Genomic DNA, 13,991 nt, shown 5'->3' on the forward strand with positions numbered 1-13,991 from the left:
CGCTCCTTCCGAATGCGAAAGGCGGCCGAGTCTCGGCCGCCTTCTTCATTTTCACTTCTGCGGAAGCTCGAGCGATGAGGCGCGCAGGCCGCCGCGGGCCGACTGAGCGCCCTCGATCGTCGCGCCATTGATGGTGATCGCATTCTGCGTGAGCGAATTCTGCGTGAGCGCGTTCTCGACCAGCGCATTCTGAGAGAGCCCGTTCAGCTGCACGGCGTTCTGCGTCAACGCATTCTCGCTCAACGCATTGGTGGACAGACCATTCAGGGAAACGCCGTTGGTCGCGGTTTCGGCGGAGGCCGAGCCCGCCGCCAGAATGAGGCCGAGGGCGAAAATCGAGCGTTGGAACATTGTCTCGAACCTTTCATGAGCGACGGCGGGGATCCGCCGCCTGACGTTCCGCATCAGCGTCGGAACATCGCCCTTGTCGCTCTTTCGCATTCCCTTCGCCGTGCGGCGGCGCACGTCGCGCTCGGGCAATGAAAAAGGCCCCGGATTTCTCCGGGGCCTTCTTTGTTTCTTCCGAGGGTGGCGAGGATCAGAAATCCATGCCGCCCATGCCGCCGCCGGGCGGCAGAGCCGGGCCGGAGTCCTTCTTCGGCTGCTCGGTGATCGTCGCTTCGGTGGTGACGATGAGCGCCGCGACGGAAGCCGCATCCTGCAGAGCGGTGCGCACGACCTTGGTCGGGTCGATGATGCCGAGCTTCACCAGATCGCCATACTCGCCGGACTGGGCGTCATAGCCGAAGCTGTAGTCCTTGGCCTCGAGCAGCTTGCCGACCACGACCGCGCCGTCGCCGCCGGCGTTGTCGACGATCTGACGGGCCGGAGCCTGGATCGCCTTGCGGACGATCTCGACGCCGGTCTTCTGGTCGGAGTTGGCGACCTTGACGTCGCCGAGCACGGCGATGGCGCGCAGCAGGGCGACGCCGCCGCCGGGCGAGATGCCTTCCTGCACTGCGGCGCGGGTGGCGTTCAGCGCGTCGTCCACGCGGTCCTTCTTCTCCTTCACCTCGACCTCGGTCGCGCCGCCGACGCGGATCACCGCGACGCCGCCCGCGAGCTTGGCGAGACGCTCCTGCAGCTTCTCGCGGTCATAGTCGGAGGTGACTTCCTCGACCTGAGCCTTGATCTGCTGGACGCGGGCCTCGATGTCCTTCTTCTCGCCGGCGCCGTCGATGATCGTCGTGTTCTCCTTGTCGATGCGGATGCGCTTGGCGCGGCCGAGCAAGGGAAGCGTGACGTTCTCGAGCTTGATGCCGAGATCCTCGGAGACCACCTGGCCGCCGGTGAGGATGGCGATGTCCTCGAGCTGAGCCTTGCGACGATCGCCGAAGCCCGGGGCCTTCACGGCCGCGATCTTCAGGCCGCCGCGCAGCTTGTTGACGACGAGCGTGGCCAGAGCCTCGCCCTCGACGTCCTCGGCGATGATGAGCAGCGGCTTGCCGGTCTGCACAACGGCCTCGAGGATCGGCAGCAGCGGCTGCAGCGTCGACAGCTTCTTCTCGTGGATGAGGATGTAGGGATCCTCGAGCTCCGCGACGAGACGCTCGGCGTTGGTGATGAAATAGGGGGAGAGATAGCCGCGGTCGAACTGCAGGCCCTCGACGATGACGGTCTCGGAGTCGAGGCTCTTGGCCTCTTCCACCGTGATCACGCCCTCATTGCCGACCTTCTGCACCGCCTTGGCGATCTCCTGGCCGATGAACGAGTCGCCATTGGCCGAAATGGTGCCGACCTGGGCGATCTCGTCGTTGGAGGTGACCTTCTTGGAGTTCTTCTTCAGATCGGCGACGACCGCCTCGACCGCGAGGTCGATGCCGCGCTTGAGATCCTGCGGGTTGAGGCCGGCCGCGACGGCCTTGGCGCCTTCCTTGGCGATGGCGGCGGCGAGCACGGTCGCCGTCGTGGTGCCGTCGCCGGCGAGGTCGTTCTGCTTGGAGGCGACCTCACGAACGAGCTGCGCGCCGAGATTCTCGAACTTGTCGGCGAGCTCGATCTCCTTGGCGACGGTGACGCCGTCCTTCGTGATGCGGGGAGCGCCGAAGCTCTTCTCGATGACGACGTTGCGGCCCTTGGGGCCGAGAGTGACCTTCACCGCATTGGCGAGGATTTCGACGCCGCGCAGGATACGGTCGCGCGCGTCGGAGGAAAAACGAATGTCCTTGGCTGCCATTTTCGTTCGGCTCCGTTGAAGAGAAAAAGGTGCGAGGGTCTAGCGGCTCAGGCGATCACGCCCAGAATGTCGCTTTCCTTCATGATGAGGAGGTCTTCCCCGTCGATCTTGACCTCGGTGCCGGACCATTTGCCGAACAGCACGCGGTCGCCTTCCTTCACGTCGAGGGCGACGAGCTTGCCGCTCTCGTCGCGGGCGCCCGGCCCGACGGCGATGATCTTGCCCTCGGCGGGCTTCTCTTTCGCGGTGTCGGGAATGATGATGCCGCCTTTGGTCTTGTCTTCGCCTTCGAGGCGCTTGACCACGACGCGGTCGTGGAGGGGACGGAACGCCATTTCGTCTTCCTTCGTTGCTGCCCGGCCGGAGCGCGCGGGCGAAAGATTGAATAAAATGCCTATTAGCACTCGTGAAGGGTGAGTGCCAGCAGGCTGGCGATGACATAGGAAGCAGCCCCCGGCCCTGTCAAGGGCGCGTCCTACTGAAATTCGGGCGCCGGCTGCGCGAATGCATAAAATTGCGCCTTGCCGTGCCTCTTTATTCTCGGGAGGCGGCCGAAATCGGGCGGCCCTTTCGCGCTGTCCCTCAGGGGCGTCGCGCCCTCTCGCGCCCTGTGGTAGGCCCATGCTTCGGCATATGAATTGCTAGTTCGCGAGGCATGACAATGGACGCCGTGCAATCGACAAAGACCGCATTCGACGTCATCGGAGGCCAGGAGGCGATCGACCGTCTGGTCGAGACGTTCTACCGCAATATGGACGAGCTGCCGCAGGCGCGGGGCATTCGCGCCATGCATGCGATCGATCTCGGCCCCACCAAGGCGGTTCTGAAGCTCTACCTGGCCGAATGGCTGGGCGGACCGAAGAGCTATTCGGAACAGCGGGGACATCCCCGTCTGCGCATGCGTCACATGGGCTTCGCGATCGGACCCGCCGAGCGCGACGCGTGGATGGCCTGCATGACTGGCGCGCTCGATGAGGTGGTCGATGATGTGAGACTGCGTGACTCCCTGAAGCAGAACTTCGCCAAACTGGCGGATTGGCTACGTAACGATCCGGATAATCAACATGACAAGCATCACTGAAACGGCGTTTGCGACTTTGGAAGAGCAGAAGCGGCTGCTCAGCCCGGTTCACAAGGGACCGACGGAGAAGGCCGGGCGCTTCGGCTTCCGCGGCAAGCTCGCCCTGAAATTCGCCCAACAGTTCGCCGATGAGGCGCGCCCGCCGGAGCTGTGCTCCGATCAGGTCATCGCGGTGGCGGAAGCCGGCAAGCCCACCTTCGACTTCTTCGCGCAGTGGATCCTCTCTTTCGAGCATCTGGGCAATGTCCACGAGGTGCTGAAGGGACTGCTGAGCCCGGAAGGCAAATATTTCATCTTCGCCAACAATATCGATCTGCTCAGCAAATATCAGGTCGAGCTCGACGGCATCAATTACTACGTGCTGCCGATCGACGAATCGACGGTCTATAACGAGCTGCTCGAGCTGTTCTACATCGAGAAGAACGATCTCAAGAAATCCACGACCGCCGGCAAGATCGACGCCGTCGCCAATGCGGGCATCGCCTTCGACCAGAAGTTCGAGAAGATAACCTTCGAGAAGGGCCTGGAAGTCATGGGTCCGGTGCGCAACCGCAACGAGAATCGTCCGGTCTGACGCGACCGTCTCCTCTCGGGAATGATCACGCAATCCAGGGGCCGCTCGGCTCTGGATTGCTTTTTTTTGCGGCGAGAGAGGGCGGGCGAGAAACGCCATGCGCGCATTCCGACACGATTGTCAGAATGCGCCCGGCATGGTTCGTTGATCGACAGTGGTGGTCAGTCGCCTTCCAGACGCGCTTGCGCGCAGGCGCGGACCAGCTCGTCCTCGTCATCGAGGAAAGAGGGGAGCAGCTCCACAGAGCATCGCTCGGCGACCGTGAAGCGGACACGCAAATCCTCGTCCTTGCTCATGGCGGCGAGGCGATCCTCCGGCAGCCGCTCGGCGACGACGAGACGCACCAGAGGCTCGGGGTCCTTCACGAGAAGATGCAGCCGCTCCAGCGGAATGCGGCGCGCGACCCAGCGGCGCACCTCCGGGTCCTCGTCATGGACGGCGATGGTCAGCAAATCGGGCGACAGGCGCCGCACGACATGGATGCGGACGAGATAATCCGGGTCCGAATACATGGCGAGCAGGGCGGCCCCTTCGAGCCGATTGGCGGCGACGATTCGCACGCGCGGCTCGGGATCATGCGCGAGACGGGCGATGCGCGACGCCGGAAGGCGTGACGCCACCGTCGCGCGCACCTCTGGCTCGGGATCGTCGAGCAGAGGCGGCAGACGCAGCACCGAGGCGTAGCGCGCCGCACGGGCGCGCACCTCGAAATAGACGTGATCGAGATAGGCATCCGCGAGATGCGGATGTCCGCGGAAGAAGAGATCGACACGCTTCGCCCTGCGGTCGCGCACGCAGGCCGATCCCTTGCGGCAGAGCCCCTCAAGATTGAGCGCCACATGGGAGCATTCCCTGCAGCGTATGGGGCGACCGCGCCAGTCGAGCGGATCGTCGCTTATTCTTTCTGGTTCTGCGGCCATTGGCGAGCCGTCTTCTTTCCAGGAATCAAAACTTCTTTACCGGGATGTCATATTTTTGCAGCGCATAGCCGATTTGTCTAGGGGTAAGTCCGAGCAGGCGAGCCGCTTTGGCCTTCACCCATCCGGCCTGTTCCATCGCCTCGATGAGCTTGTCGCGATCGGAGCGATGATCCGTCTCGATGACGGTACAGTTCTCCGCCCCCGGACAGGCCGCCGCGGGTTGCGCCGCGACGATGGGAACCACCGGCTCCTCGACGACGGGCGGCCGCGCCACGACGGGCGGCCGCGCCGGCGGCGGAGGCGTCTGCGGCTTGGAGACGATCGGGAGAGGCGTGAAGCTCGGCGGGTGCAATCCGCCGATCGTCGACTCGCGTGAGCCGTTCCACAGCACCGAAGACAGACAGCCGTCGTTGCGGCAAGAGAAGTCCTTGTCCACGATCGAGTCGTTGCGCGCCAGCGTCGCCGTCCGATAGACGCAATTCTCGAGCTCGCGAATATTGCCGGGGAAGCTGCATTCGTTGAGCACTTCCATCGCCGACTCCGAGAAAGTCAGATGGACATTCTGCTCACCGTTGAACCGACGCAGGAACTCATTGGCGAGCGGCGCCAGATCGCCCCTGCGCTCGCGCAGCGGCGGCAGGAAGATCGGAACGACGCTGATGCGGTAATAGAGATCGGCGCGGAACTCGCCCTTCTGCACCGCTTCCTCGAGATTGCGATTGGTGGCGCAGACGAAGCGAACATCCACCTTCATCGTGCGGGAGCCGCCGACGCGCTCGAACTCGCCCTCTTGCAGCACGCGCAGCAGCTTGGCCTGAAAGGCGGGCGTGATGTCGCCGATCTCGTCCAGGAACAGAGTGCCGCCGTCGGCGAGCTCGAAACGGCCCTTGCGCAGGGCCGCCGCGCCGGTGAAGGCGCCGCGCTCATGACCGAACAGCTCGGATTCCAGCACGCTCTCCGGCAAAGCGGCGCAGTTCAGCTTAACGAAAGGCTTGCTCTGCCGCGGCGAGAGATTGTGGATCGCGGCCGCGAACAGCTCCTTGCCGGTGCCCGACTCGCCGCGCAGCAGCACGGTCGACTTCGCCTTGGCGACGATGCGGATCTTGTCGACGACGGCGCGCACCGCCGGACTCTCGCCGACGATGCCTTTGATGCCGTCGAGCCGCGCCTCTATATGATGCGCCGCCGGCCGATCGCCCTTCTCCAGCCGCGCCTTCTCCTGCATCAGCCGTTCGCGATCACGCGCGATCAGCTTGTGCAGCCGCAAGGTCTGGCCGACCAGATTGGCGATCATTGTCAGGAATCGAACGTCATGATCGAAGCGAACCGAGGACCGGTCGCTATAGACGCGATCGACCGTCAATGTGCCGACCACCGCATCCGCCTCCTTGATCGGCACGCCGATCAAGGAGAAGGGCTGTCCGTCGGTCGGACCCCATTCGGAGAGATCCGTGCCTTCGAACAGAGGCGAGGCGGCGACATTCTCGACCACCAGCGGCATCTTGGTCGCGACGATCTGGCCGACCGCCCGCTCGGGAAGATGCTCGAAGAACTTCTTGGCGTTGCCTTCGCTCCAGCCCGAGCCGACGACCACTTCCGGGTCGCCATGCGTGTCGAGCAGAGCGATGAGGCCGTGGCGCATGTCGAGAAAGCTCGACAGCAGCGCCAGCACACCCGCCAGCGTCTTCTCGAGCCGGTTGGGCGAGGCCAGTAGTTTCGAAATTTCGTAGATTCCGACGAGAGCAGATTCGCTCGGGTCGAACGCGCGAGCCTGAGCCGTGTTCATGCTGCTTCCAGCTTCGTATCCCATAGACGTGCCTGACGTTCCGCGGGAATCGATAGTTCACCCTGGAATGTTTAGCAACTAACATGCCGTCGCCGTGACGGTTCTACGCGCCGCTCGCCGGCGACGCGCGCACGGCCTCAGGCAACTCCCTGCGCAAGCTCGTAAATAACCGTCCAGCCGACATGGCCGGGTGGGTCCAGCAGCTGCAAAATCCCGAGGTTTTCCATCGCTTCCGCCTTGTTGCCGCGCTTCAGCTGAATGAAGCTCAAAGCCTTTAAAGTGTACAATGCGAAGCGCTCGGCCGAGCCCGGCGCCGTTTCTTTCAGCGGCCAGCTATGCGGATCGAGCGCCCATCCGGCCTGCCGCGTCGCCTCGGCCAAGCCTTGATTGGCCACGGTCCAGGCGACCTCCAGATTCCCCATATAAGTATGAATCTTGTAAAGGCAGTAGTAGGCGGGCAGCTCGTGGGGAGACAGCTCCAGCGCCTCCCGAAACAATTCGTCCGCGCGCGTCCGATCGCTTCGATAGGCGAGGACGCCTTTTTGCAAGAGCTCGTTGACGGCGGGCGACAGCTCGCCGAAGTCGACGAGATCGTTTTCACGGGTGAGGTCGTTCATGACGCGCCCGCAAGCAAGCTGCGCGCCAATGCCGGCCGCGCGCGAGACGGGCGAGGAGGCGGCAATTCGCGCCCACGGCCGCCGCGCCCGAGCGGAAGGCGCCCGAGAAGCGCGATTTCGCGGCTTTATCGTTGGGCTTGCGGGGGTTTTGCGTCGAAGTGTCGCGTTCGCGACAGCTGGTTCCGACGCTTTCCGACATGTGTCGGCATTTGGACAGGTTCCAAACAAACAGAGCTTATCTCATAATTTCAGGTCTTTAGGAGCCTGTTTCGGCATGGCATGCTTGTTGCGAACCTCGTGCCCGGACACCGCTTCCGCGACAGCGCCGGTGCATTGGCAGACGGATATGTCGCGACTGCGTTCCGCAAGGGTTTGAAACTCTTCAAATCGTGAGGAACCGAACATGGAATCTCTATCTACTGAAACCGTCGAGGCCGGCGGGGCTGAATCGATCGATGACGTGATGCAGAAGATCGCCGAGCACAAGGGCTGCGGCACCTCCGGCGGCAGCGGCAAGGCGAGCTGCGGCACGGCGGCTGGCGAGAACGATCTTCCGCAGGAAATCTGGGACAAGGTCAAGAACCATCCTTGCTACAGCGAGGAGGCGCATCACCACTACGCCCGCATGCACGTCGCCGTCGCTCCGGCGTGCAACATTCAGTGCAACTACTGCAATCGCAAATATGATTGCGCCAACGAGTCGCGCCCCGGCGTCGTCTCGGAGAAGCTGACGCCCGAGCAGGCCTCCAAGAAGGTTCTGGCCGTCGCGTCGACGATCCCGCAGATGACCGTTCTCGGCATCGCCGGCCCGGGCGACCCGCTCGCCAATCCCGAGAAGACCTTCAAGACCTTCGAGCTGATCTCGCAGACCGCTCCCGACATCAAGCTCTGCTTGTCGACGAATGGTCTCGCTCTGCCGGAGCATGTGGACACGATCGCCAAATATAACGTCGATCACGTCACCATCACCATCAACATGGTCGATCCTGACGTCGGCGCGCAGATCTATCCCTGGATCTATTGGCAGCATAAGCGCATCTATGGCCGCGAGGCCGCCGAGATACTGACGCAGCACCAGATGCGCGGCCTCGAGATGCTGACCGAGCGCGGCATTCTGTGCAAGGTCAATTCGGTCATGATCCCGGGCATCAACGACAAGCATCTCGTCGAGGTGAACAAGGCCGTGAAGTCGCGCGGGGCGTTCCTGCACAACATCATGCCGCTCATCTCGTCCCCCGAGCACGGCACCGTGTTCGGCCTCAACGGCCAGCGTGGCCCGACGGCTCAAGAGCTGAAGGCGCTGCAGGACAGCTGTGAAGGCGAGATGAACATGATGCGCCATTGCCGCCAGTGCCGCGCCGACGCGGTCGGGCTGCTGGGCGAGGATCGCAGCGCCGAGTTCACGACCGACAAGATCATGGCCATGGAAGTGACCTATGATCTCGAGAGCCGCAAGGCTTATCAGACGAAGGTCGAGGAAGAGCGCCTGAAGGTGGCTGCCGCCAAGAACGCCGAGCTGGCGACGCTCGCCGGCGAGGACAATGTCGACATCAAGATCCTGATCGCGGTGGCGACGAAGGGCAGCGGCCGCGTCAACGAGCACTTTGGCCACGCCAAGGAGTTCCAGATCTACGAGCTCAGCACCCATGGCGCGAAGTTCGTCGGCCATCGTCGCGTCGACCTGTATTGCCAGGGCGGTTATGGCGAGGAGGACAGCCTCGACACGATCATCCGCGCGATCAACGATTGCACGGCCGTGTTCGTGGCCAAGATCGGCGGTTGCCCGAAGAACGATCTCGTCAAGGCCGGCATCGATCCGGTCGATGAGTTCGCCTTCGAGTTCATCGAGCAGTCGGCGATCACCTACTTCAAGCGCTATCTGGACAAGGTGAAGAGCGGCGAGATCGAGCACAAGGAGCGCGGCGACGCGACTCTGCGTCAGGGCGCCTTCATCACGGCCTGATACGGAAGCGATCGGCATTCGCCACCAAGGAAGCGCGAGCCGCCGAGCGGCCCGCGCTTCACTCAAGACCGCGGATGCGCGGAGAATTAGGGCTCGTGAGAATCGGCGATTCTCCGGCTCAGTGACGGCTCGATGGAGGAGCAAGCAAATGACCTACAAGATCGTTGCTTCGCAATGCACGTCCTGCTCGGCGTGCGAGGCGGAATGCCCCAATGTGGCGATCTCCGAGAAGAACGGAACCTTCGTCATCAATCCCAAGAAGTGCACCGAGTGCATCGGCTATTTCGACGTGCCGCAGTGCGTCGCGGTGTGCCCGGTCGACGACACCTGCGTCATCGACAATTCGCTGCCGCGTTATCAGGCTGCCGGGGGCGCGGCATGAACATTCAATTCACTCCCGCCGCGGAGAAGTTCATCCGTCGCCTCGTCATGTTCGACGGCGGTCCGGGCTTTGGCCTGAGCCTCCACGTCTCCCCGGGCGGCTGCTCGGGCATGAGCGCGGAATTCTCGGTTCAGCCGGCTCCGCGCGAAGGCGAGCAGGCGTTCGACTTCCCGAGCTTCAAGCTGTTTCTGCCGGCGCAGAGCCGCCTGCTGCTCGATGGCGTGACGATCGACTTCAAGGAGACGGCCACCTCCACTGGCTTCTCCTTCATCGATCCCAAGGCGAAGGCCTGCGGGTGCTCCTCGACGACGCAGACGGTCGTCGAGCTGCCGGAGCTCCCCGTGGCGTGAGTGGATAGGAACGCTTCATGTTGAACGGAGATGGCGCTCTACGCAATGAGGCCTTCGACACGGGAGACGAGATTCTCTCTTCTCCTGTCTTCGGCGCCGGATTGCCGGCGGAAGCCGAGCGTCATCTCCGCGAAGCGGCGCTTTCCTACCATCTCGGCGACGTCGCAGAACAGCATTTGTTCGAGGCGCGTCGCGCGGCGCCGACTCATGTGGCGGTGCTGATCGGTCTCTACCGATTCTACTTCTACAAAAATCGACTCGAGGACACGCTTGAGATCGCCAAAACCTGCCTCACTCGAGCCGCGATCGACAATTCTTTGCCGCTCGACTGGCGCGAGGTGAGAAAGGGCGACGCCGACTTCGCCAATTACGAGGCCGTGCTGCCGCGCTTCTTCATGTTCGTGCTCAAAGGCTACGCCTATCTGCAGATGCGCATGGGCGAGCATGAGGAGGGACGAGAGGCCGCGCAAAAGCTCCTCGAGCTCGATCCGACCGACAAGGTCGGCGCGACCTTGCTGCTCACCGTGCTCGCGCAACGGGAGGCCGAGGATGTCGACTGACGAGATCGACGAGGCCATCGACTGGCGGGGCGCGCCCGTCGATTGCGGCGAATGTCCGCATGGCGAGCTTCTGGCCGAGGGCCGCTGCAAGCCGCTGCGCGCCTGCGTTTTCGACCGTTATGCGCGTCGGATCGATCGCTTCTTCGATTGGAATCCGAAGCTGGCGCGACTTTATCTCGCGCATCCCTATTTCGAGGTGCGCGCCTGGGCCGCAAAAGCCGCCGAGATATTCCTGCTGCCGGCGCTTTTGGACGATCCCGAAGAGACCGTGCGCTGGAGCGCCGCGCGGCGCCTGCCGGACCGCTATCTTCTCAAGCTTCGCAATGATCCGCATCGCGAGGTGAGGATCAGGGTCGCGCATCGGCTCGACCCCGTCGATCTTCTGCCGATGATCGAGGACCGCGACTATTATGTTCGTCAGGTCGTCGCCCGTCGAATTTCGCCCGATCTGCTCGTGCTGATGATCGACGACGACGAGATCGAGGTGCGGCGCGTGGTCGCTCAGCGCATTGCGCCGCAGGCGTTGAAACGCATGACGACCGACCCGGACGCAACAGTCCGCTTCGAGGCCGCGCAACGGCTCGACGCCGCGCTGCTTCCCGATCTCATCGGCGACCCGGACTGGCGCGTGCGTTACGAGGTGGCGCAGCGCGCCGCCCTCACGGACATTCGACTTCTTCTCTCCGACGAGGATCCGATCGTGCGCGAGACCGCGGAAGCGCGGCTCGGCGAGACGCCCGATCCATCCGGCCGGAAAGTCTTGGAGCGCAACCACAGCCACATCGAGGAACGGATATGAGCAACATCAACCGTGACGACGGCGCCGTCGAGCTGAACGATCCGCCGGCCTTCAACTACGGCGAGAAGGTCAAGTCGAAGAAGGTGGTGCGAAACGACGGAACCTTCCCGGGCAAGGACGTCGGCGAGATTCTCGTCAAAAAAGGCGAGATCGGCTACGTCTCGAGCATCGGCACGTTTTTGCAGCAATTCTACATCTACGGCGTCGAGTTCGTGGAGACCGGCTATAAGGTCGGCATGCGCAAAAAGGAGCTCGAGCCCGTCGAGGTCGTGACCCAAGAGGCGGCTCAATGATCAAATATGATTGGGGCATGCGGGTGCGCGCCACCGTCGATCTGTTCAACGACGGCTCGCACCCGGGGCATGAGCCGGACGCCCTGCTCGTGAAGGCGGGCGATCCCGGCGAGATCGTGCAGATCGGCCAGCATGTCGAGAGCGACACGCCCGTCTATATCGTGGAGTTCGGCGAGAAGACGGTGATCGGCTGCTTCGAGGAGGAGATCGAGCCCGTTTGACGCGGTGATTTTTTCGCACGACTCGCGGTATGAACATTGCTAAACGACAAGGGTCAACCTAACAGCGAGGCGCAGTGTGAAAGTCATGATCCGCAGAGGCTCCGACGGCATTCTTTCGGCCTATGTGCCGAAGAAGGATCTCGAAGAGCCGATCGTCGAACAGGAGAGCCCCAATTTGTGGGGCGGCACGGTGACGCTCGCCAATGGTTGGGTGCTTCAGCTGCCGGAGATGGCGGCGGAAACTTCGCTGCCGATCACGGTCGAAGCCAAGAAAGTAAGTGGAGACTGAAAAATGCCGATCGCGACCGAGCAACTCGAGGCGATCGACGCGACGCTCGCGACGGCGGCCGCCGATCAGGCGGCCGTTTCCGCTCTGAGACAAGTCGCACCCGGCCTCACCGCGATGAGATGCGACAAGGCGGATATTCAGGACGAGACGCCGTTTCGCACCTATGAGAACTGCGATTTGTTCCTGATCGACGCCCGCGATCATTGCGTCAAGATCACAGCGGATCCGACCATCGCCACAGGATTGGTGGTTGCCCCGAAAAGGTGAGCGAGCATGCAGACGTCCCTTCTGCCGATGAATGATCCAGATCTCGCCCAGAGTGATCTGGATGCGGTCGTCGAGACGATCACGTCCCCGCGACTGTCCGCGGGACCGAAAGTCGAAGAATTCGAGGCCGAGTTCGCCGCCTATCTCGGGCGCAAGCATGCGATCGCCGTGTCCAGCGGCACGATCGGCCTTCTGCTGACATTGCGCGCCTATGGCATAGGCCCCGGCGACGAGGTCGTCGCCTCGGCCCATTCTTTCCGCGAGACGACGCATGCGATCGCGCTCTCGGGCGCGCGGCCGGTGTTCGCCGACATCGACTATTGGGCCGGCACGCTGGCGCCTGAAAAGGCGGAAGCGGTCATCACTGACAAGACCAAGGCGATCGTCGCAGGCAACACCAACGGCCATCCGGCCCCGTGGGAGCCCTTTCGCCAGCTCGCCGAGGCGAAGAAGCTGATCCTCATCGAAGATTCGACCGAGGCTATCGGCTCCATCTACAAGGGCAAGCTGGTCGGCTCCTTCGGCGATTGCTCCGTGTTCGACTTTTCGCAGCCGGGCGTCATCGCCTGCGGCGAGGGCGGCATGATCGTCACCGATGACGACGACCGCGCCTCGGCGATCCGCAATCTTCGTAGCCGCCGGATCGCGGAGCGATCCTCTGTGGTGCTCGGCGCCTATCCTCCCATGCAGGCGGCGATGAGCGACATCACCGCGGCGCTCGGTCTCGCGCAGTTTCGGCGCCTGGAGCTGCTGCTGGCTCGCCGCACCCGAGTCGAGCGCTGGTTCTACCAATATGTGAAGTCCTTCGAGGGGATCAAAGATCCCTATATCGCGCCCGACGTCGAGGAAGTTCACTGGTTCCTCTATGTCGTGCATCTCGGCACGCGTTTCTCACGCTCCAGCCGCGATCAGATCATCGAAGATTTGCAGACAGAGAAGATCGACGCGGCGGCCTATTCGCATCCGCTGCACTTGCAACGCTACTACTTCGATCTCGGCTATCGGCGCGGCAATTTCTTCGTGACCGAGAAAGTCGCGGATCGCGCGGTCGCGCTGCCCTTCCACGCTCATCTCACCGAAAATCAGATCGCTTTCATCGTCGGCACGATGAAGGACGCTTCGATCAATATCGGCGCGGGCGCCGCTATTTATCTGTGAAAGACGCGCCGGCCTCGGGCCGGCGCGTCCATTGCCGTCATGTCATTGTCCAGAAACGGACGTGACCGAAGTCGCGAGTGGCCGAGAGCAGCCCAATCGCGCGAACAAAAACCCCATCACACCCGGAACGCTGCGCTTTTTCGCCCGCGATGCGCGCTGTCGCGCGCGCAGCTGCACGAAATTTAGAGTGGTTCGAAACTTGCTGGAAAGACGGTGTGAGGACCTTTGGCAAGGAGGAGTGAACGACATGCCGGTACTGACCATTCTGCCGTCGGGCAAAACCATCGAAGTTGAGCCGGGCAGCAGACTCCTGGACGCGATTCTCAAAGCGGAAGAGAAGATCCAAAGCAAATGCGGTGGCGAGGCCAAGTGCGGCACCTGCCATCTTTTCGTCCAGGAAGGAAAGAAGAGCCTGTCGAAGACAACTCGCGCCGAAAACGAGCAGTTGGACTCGATCGTCGGCGTGGGCTCGAAATCGCGTCTCGCTTGCCAAGCCAATTTCGGAACCGAGAACGTCACGGTCGAGCTGCTGGGCTTCGACTCGGGTCGCTGAAA

Annotated in this window: 19 protein-coding genes; 13 read left to right on the top strand and 6 right to left on the bottom strand. The window is 62.8% G+C overall.

Annotation, left to right across the window (positions count from 1 at the left end):
- Positions 1–51: 51 nt before the first annotated feature.
- The 3 genes from METLW4_RS0119385 to groES form a co-directional block, all read right to left on the bottom strand.
- On the bottom strand, positions 52–351 hold the full coding sequence (locus METLW4_RS0119385; protein WP_157235258.1) for a hypothetical protein: 300 nt from the start codon (positions 349–351) through the stop codon (positions 52–54).
- Between the two features lie 187 nt (positions 352–538).
- A complete protein-coding gene (gene groL / locus METLW4_RS0119390; RefSeq protein WP_018267898.1) occupies positions 539–2,176 on the bottom strand; it encodes a chaperonin GroEL in 1,638 nt (545 codons plus the stop codon).
- A 47-nt stretch (positions 2,177–2,223) separates the two neighbouring features.
- Positions 2,224–2,511, bottom strand: coding sequence for a co-chaperone GroES (gene groES / locus METLW4_RS0119395; RefSeq protein ID WP_018267899.1), 288 nt, complete (start codon positions 2,509–2,511; stop codon positions 2,224–2,226).
- Between the two features lie 326 nt (positions 2,512–2,837).
- Here groES and METLW4_RS0119400 point away from each other — a divergent pair, with 326 nt between their 5' ends.
- Both METLW4_RS0119400 and METLW4_RS0119405 read left to right on the top strand, forming a co-directional pair.
- Positions 2,838–3,257, top strand: a complete 420-nt coding sequence (locus METLW4_RS0119400; protein WP_018267900.1) for a group II truncated hemoglobin — start codon at positions 2,838–2,840, stop codon at positions 3,255–3,257.
- On the top strand, positions 3,241–3,831 hold the full coding sequence (locus METLW4_RS0119405) for a hypothetical protein (RefSeq protein ID WP_026191644.1): 591 nt from the start codon (positions 3,241–3,243) through the stop codon (positions 3,829–3,831). Before METLW4_RS0119400 ends, METLW4_RS0119405 begins: the two co-directional genes overlap by 17 nt.
- Positions 3,832–3,992: 161 nt before the next feature.
- Here METLW4_RS0119405 and METLW4_RS0119410 read toward each other — a convergent pair whose 3' ends face one another.
- The 3 genes from METLW4_RS0119410 to METLW4_RS0119420 form a co-directional block, all read right to left on the bottom strand.
- Complete coding sequence (locus METLW4_RS0119410) at positions 3,993–4,751, bottom strand: 4Fe4S-binding leucine-rich repeat protein (protein ID WP_026191645.1); 759 nt, start codon at positions 4,749–4,751, stop codon at positions 3,993–3,995.
- A 25-nt stretch (positions 4,752–4,776) separates the two neighbouring features.
- Positions 4,777–6,537, bottom strand: coding sequence for a nif-specific transcriptional activator NifA (gene nifA, locus METLW4_RS0119415; protein ID WP_018267903.1), 1,761 nt, complete (start codon positions 6,535–6,537; stop codon positions 4,777–4,779).
- Positions 6,538–6,674: 137 nt separating this feature from the next.
- Positions 6,675–7,154: a hypothetical protein gene (locus METLW4_RS0119420; RefSeq protein ID WP_018267904.1), complete on the bottom strand. Its 480-nt coding sequence runs from the start codon at positions 7,152–7,154 to the stop codon at positions 6,675–6,677.
- Between the two features lie 403 nt (positions 7,155–7,557).
- Between METLW4_RS0119420 and nifB the strand changes: the two genes are divergently transcribed.
- From nifB to METLW4_RS0119475, 11 genes are all read left to right on the top strand, one after another.
- Positions 7,558–9,117 carry a nitrogenase cofactor biosynthesis protein NifB gene (nifB, locus tag METLW4_RS0119425; protein WP_026191646.1) on the top strand — a complete coding sequence of 520 codons (1,560 nt, stop codon included), beginning with the start codon at positions 7,558–7,560 and terminating at the stop codon, positions 9,115–9,117.
- Positions 9,118–9,265: 148 nt separating this feature from the next.
- Complete coding sequence (locus tag METLW4_RS0119430) at positions 9,266–9,499, top strand: 4Fe-4S dicluster domain-containing protein (protein ID WP_018267906.1); 234 nt, start codon at positions 9,266–9,268, stop codon at positions 9,497–9,499.
- Positions 9,496–9,849, top strand: a complete 354-nt coding sequence (locus tag METLW4_RS0119435) for a HesB/IscA family protein (protein WP_018267907.1) — start codon at positions 9,496–9,498, stop codon at positions 9,847–9,849. The genes METLW4_RS0119430 and METLW4_RS0119435 overlap by 4 nt, the downstream gene beginning before the upstream one ends.
- Positions 9,850–9,866: 17 nt before the next feature.
- Positions 9,867–10,409, top strand: a complete 543-nt coding sequence (locus METLW4_RS0119440) for a hypothetical protein (protein ID WP_018267908.1) — start codon at positions 9,867–9,869, stop codon at positions 10,407–10,409.
- A complete protein-coding gene (locus METLW4_RS0119445; protein WP_018267909.1) occupies positions 10,399–11,208 on the top strand; it encodes a 4Fe4S-binding leucine-rich repeat protein in 810 nt (269 codons plus the stop codon). Before METLW4_RS0119440 ends, METLW4_RS0119445 begins: the two co-directional genes overlap by 11 nt.
- The gene (locus METLW4_RS0119450) at positions 11,205–11,501 is read left to right on the top strand and encodes a nitrogen fixation protein NifZ (protein WP_018267910.1); all 297 of its coding nucleotides are present in this window, start codon (positions 11,205–11,207) and stop codon (positions 11,499–11,501) included. Before METLW4_RS0119445 ends, METLW4_RS0119450 begins: the two co-directional genes overlap by 4 nt.
- Positions 11,498–11,722 (top strand): nitrogen fixation protein NifZ, encoded by a 225-nt coding sequence (locus tag METLW4_RS0119455; protein ID WP_018267911.1) that lies wholly within the window; start codon positions 11,498–11,500, stop codon positions 11,720–11,722. Before METLW4_RS0119450 ends, METLW4_RS0119455 begins: the two co-directional genes overlap by 4 nt.
- A 76-nt stretch (positions 11,723–11,798) precedes the next feature.
- A complete protein-coding gene (nifT, locus tag METLW4_RS0119460; protein WP_026191647.1) occupies positions 11,799–12,011 on the top strand; it encodes a putative nitrogen fixation protein NifT in 213 nt (70 codons plus the stop codon).
- Between the two features lie 3 nt (positions 12,012–12,014).
- Positions 12,015–12,278, top strand: coding sequence for a hypothetical protein (locus tag METLW4_RS0119465; protein ID WP_018267913.1), 264 nt, complete (start codon positions 12,015–12,017; stop codon positions 12,276–12,278).
- Positions 12,279–12,284: 6 nt separating this feature from the next.
- Positions 12,285–13,436, top strand: a complete 1,152-nt coding sequence (locus METLW4_RS0119470; protein ID WP_026191648.1) for a DegT/DnrJ/EryC1/StrS family aminotransferase — start codon at positions 12,285–12,287, stop codon at positions 13,434–13,436.
- A 247-nt stretch (positions 13,437–13,683) separates the two neighbouring features.
- Positions 13,684–13,989: a 2Fe-2S iron-sulfur cluster-binding protein gene (locus METLW4_RS0119475; RefSeq protein WP_018267915.1), complete on the top strand. Its 306-nt coding sequence runs from the start codon at positions 13,684–13,686 to the stop codon at positions 13,987–13,989.
- The last annotated feature ends 2 nt before the right edge of the window (positions 13,990–13,991 follow it).

The sequence above is a fragment of the Methylosinus sp. LW4 genome (genome assembly GCF_000379125.1).
Lineage (GTDB): Bacteria > Pseudomonadota > Alphaproteobacteria > Rhizobiales > Beijerinckiaceae > Methylosinus.